Origin of the sequence: Kocuria gwangalliensis, from assembly GCF_039544365.1 — a bacterium.
Taxonomy (GTDB): domain Bacteria; phylum Actinomycetota; class Actinomycetes; order Actinomycetales; family Micrococcaceae; genus Kocuria; species Kocuria gwangalliensis.
The window spans coordinates 1-3,061 of sequence record NZ_BAABLN010000018.1 but is presented as its reverse complement, the minus strand read 5'-3'; the positions used below and the strand labels follow the sequence as shown (position 1 = coordinate 3,061).

3 protein-coding genes and 1 pseudogene are annotated in these 3,061 nt (G+C 67.3%); all 4 read right to left on the bottom strand.

Translation table 11 applies throughout. The features are described from left to right. Positions 1-560: pseudogene (locus ABEA06_RS07690) on the bottom strand (conjugal transfer protein); the annotation flags it as partial. After that, positions 557-2,311 (bottom strand): ATP/GTP-binding protein, encoded by a 1,755-nt coding sequence (locus tag ABEA06_RS07685; protein ID WP_345311098.1) that lies wholly within the window; start codon positions 2,309-2,311, stop codon positions 557-559. The pseudogene ABEA06_RS07690 and the gene ABEA06_RS07685, both read right to left, overlap by 4 nt. Beyond that, positions 2,311-2,511 (bottom strand): hypothetical protein, encoded by a 201-nt coding sequence (locus ABEA06_RS07680; RefSeq protein ID WP_345311097.1) that lies wholly within the window; start codon positions 2,509-2,511, stop codon positions 2,311-2,313. The genes ABEA06_RS07685 and ABEA06_RS07680 overlap by 1 nt, the downstream gene beginning before the upstream one ends. Before the next feature lie 8 nt (positions 2,512-2,519). Next, positions 2,520-3,047, bottom strand: coding sequence for an SCO6880 family protein (locus tag ABEA06_RS07675; protein ID WP_425559508.1), 528 nt, complete (start codon positions 3,045-3,047; stop codon positions 2,520-2,522). Between the last annotated feature and the right edge of the window lie 14 nt (positions 3,048-3,061).

The window sequence follows — 3,061 nt, the reverse complement described above, 5'->3', positions numbered from 1 at the left end:
GTGGCAATCACCGGGCCGGGGGCCTCGATGATGGAAGGGGCGGCTTGGGAGGTGGTCTTACCGGTGCGCGTACCCCAGATGTGCAGGAGGGTGTCCTCCCAGGAGGCGTAAAGAGTGCGGCCGCCGCGGACCATCTTCCCGATCATCACTCCCGGTGTCTCCACCCCGAAGCGAGCAGCCTTGGCCTTCGCCTGCTTCTCGGTGAACGGGGCGACGTCGCGCACCGAGGCCATGCGCACCGCCGCCCGGTCGTGCTTGACGGCCTTGGCGGCCTTCTGGTGACGCTTCCACGGCCAGACCGCCAGCAGCACGGCCAGTACCAGCCCAGCCGTGGCCAGCAGCACGAGTTCGGTGGTGCGCCATGGGATGGCGCCGGTAAAGGTGCCCAGGGACCGTTCCCAGTACCCCGCAGGCAAGGGCCTGGGGCGTGGGGTGAGTGCCTGACCCGCCGTGACCACCACGTAGAGGATCGCCGGGACACCCACCAGGGCGAAGATCAGCACCAGCAGCAGGCCGATCTCCCCGCCGCCGGCCTTGTGTTTACGATCCAGTGCGCTCATCGCGGACCCCTTTCCTTGGCGGCGCGGTTCTTGGCCTCGTGCCACTTCTTCTCAGTGTCGTGGATCTGGGAGCGTCGCTCGGTGGGAGTGAACTCCATCGAGAATGGGATACCGGCGCGGGAGCCGACCTTGATGAAGAACTTCCCCTGCCCCGGGGGTGGGGTGGTGGTGCGGTCATCGAAGTACCACTCCCGGTTGGCGGGATCCTCCAACCAGGCCCGCAGCTCGGCGTCGTCGACGGTGGGCTCGTCCAGGGTGGCGAACACGTCGGTGTTGGTGTACTCCATGGCCTCATCCCCGCGGCGGTTCCATGCCGGGGGGTCCTGCCAGATCGCCAGCTGCTCCTGCTCGCGCATCGACAGCGCCACCGATTCAGTCAGCAGCGGCATCTCGGCCTTGGCCAACCCGCCCAGGATCTTGATCCCGCAGCGGTCCATGATGCCCTTGGCCTTGGCCCGGTCGGCCTCATCGCGCACGGCCATCAGGTCCGAGGGCGTGTGGGAGGCCATGATCTGGCCCACCCCCCACTGGCGGTTCAACCGCGTCAACGCGTTGACCTGATCGACGATGCCAGGCCCCGCCGCCAACGTGTTCCACAGCTCATCGAGGATCACCAGGAACCGTTGGCGGGCGATGATCTTCTCATCAGCGAGCATGTTGGAGGTGGTCACGGTGCCGAAGCCGGCCGACCAGCAGGCCATCAGGGTCGCTGCTCGCAGGTCGGATTCGGTCTGGGAGATCCGGGAGAGGTCGAAGACCATCGGCCGGGAGGCATCGATCCGGTTCGTGGAGGGGTGGGCGAACATCTGCCCGAATGCCCCGGAGCCGCACAACGAGTTCAGCGAAGACTCCAAACCCTCGGTGATGTCGTCGTAACGGACATCGTCGCCGCGGTCCAGGGCTACCTCGCGCACCTCGACCGGCTTGTCCTTCAGGACCTGGCGCAGGTCCGCCATCACCGGCACCGTGCCCGACTTAGCATGGCGGTCTTCCAGGACGGTGAGACATCGGTCCAGGATCTGGTCCTCGCGTTCGTCCAGGGGCTTCTTGCGCAAGATCGCAATCAGGGAGGCGATCAACGACCGGCGGCGGGAGTGCAGCTCGCTCAACAGCTCCTCGGCCAGGGCCGGGGAGAGCAGCTTGGTGGCCGCGACCGCCCCGGCGTCATCCAGAGGGTTGATGTGCCCCACCCCGCGGCCCAAAGGCAGGACGGCCCCGCCCAGGGCCTCGATCATGGCCACGTGCTCGCCCTTGATGTCACCTAAGATCATCGGCCACACCCCGAAAGCGGCCAACCCGATCGCCATCCGGCGCAGCAGGGAGGATTTACCCAGCCCGGGGTTGGCCATGACGAATGCCGAGGGGTTGGCGATCACCTGAAGTTTCATGAACCAGGAGATCGGGTCGCAGCACACCGGTTCCCCGGAGAGTAGGTTGCGCCCCAGCGGCACGCCTTCCAAGGGTGAGCCCCCGCCCATCGGGAAGGGGTAGAGCCCGCAGACCTGGTAGTTGGTCCCGCGCATCTCCTTGATCGGGTGCAGCAGCTGGGCCTCGCCCAGGCCCCGGCCCTTGTGCCCGCGCGGTCCCGGGCGGCGCAGCGTTTTAGCTGTAACCGCGGTGCTGCCGGTACGGGTGCGTTTGGCGAAGACCTTGCCCAATTTTATCCGGGTGAAAGTCCGGCCCAGGACGGTGGTTGGTGCGTTGCCCCGGGAGGCGGGGAGGATGATCTGCTTGGCGTTCTTGGTGGCCATTACAGGGCGTTCCTCACGGTGGTGGGTAGGGCCAGGTGCTCGGGGATGACCAGGCCCAGGGGCAGGCCGGCGGCGAAGGTGGAGTCCTGGGCCCCGTAGGCTTCCTCAAGCCGGATCCGGGCCGAGACCCCGAGGTTCTCCACGATTGCCTCGGCCTCGTCCAGTTCAGCTTGGGTGCGCACCGTGGCGGTGACGATCATCCCGAAGTTCAACAGCCCCGCCCCGTCGGCCTCCTCGGCCNGGCCTCCTCGGCCGCGGTGGCCTGGGCCGCGCGGGTCTCGCGGGTGTCCCGTGCGGTGGCGCGGTTGCGGGAGGAGGCGTTGAAGGTGGCGGTGTTGACGTCGCTTTCCACCAGCTGGGCGGCTCGCGCCGGGTCCAGGGGCCGGTAGAGCAAGGTGATGCGCTTACGCACCAGCTCGGGGTTGGGGGCGATCATGGCCTGGAGCACGTTGGCTTGGACGGTGGAGCGCGGAGGTACCGACATCGCCCAGGACTTCGACCAGGAGCCATTGTGGTGGTAGCAGTCCCAGAACGTGTCGGCGGCCTGCGGGCCAACCTCGGTCCAATCCAGTTCAGGGGCCTTACCCGCCGCATGCGCCCGGTCGAAAAGGACTGCCTCGGCTGGGTCGTAAGCCACCCGGATGACCTCACACAACTGCTGGGCACCCAACGGCTCAGCCACCCCCGCACCAGTGTCATTGAGCGAGAGGGTGAGGTTGGGTAGGCGGGTAGCCAGATCATTGGCGACCT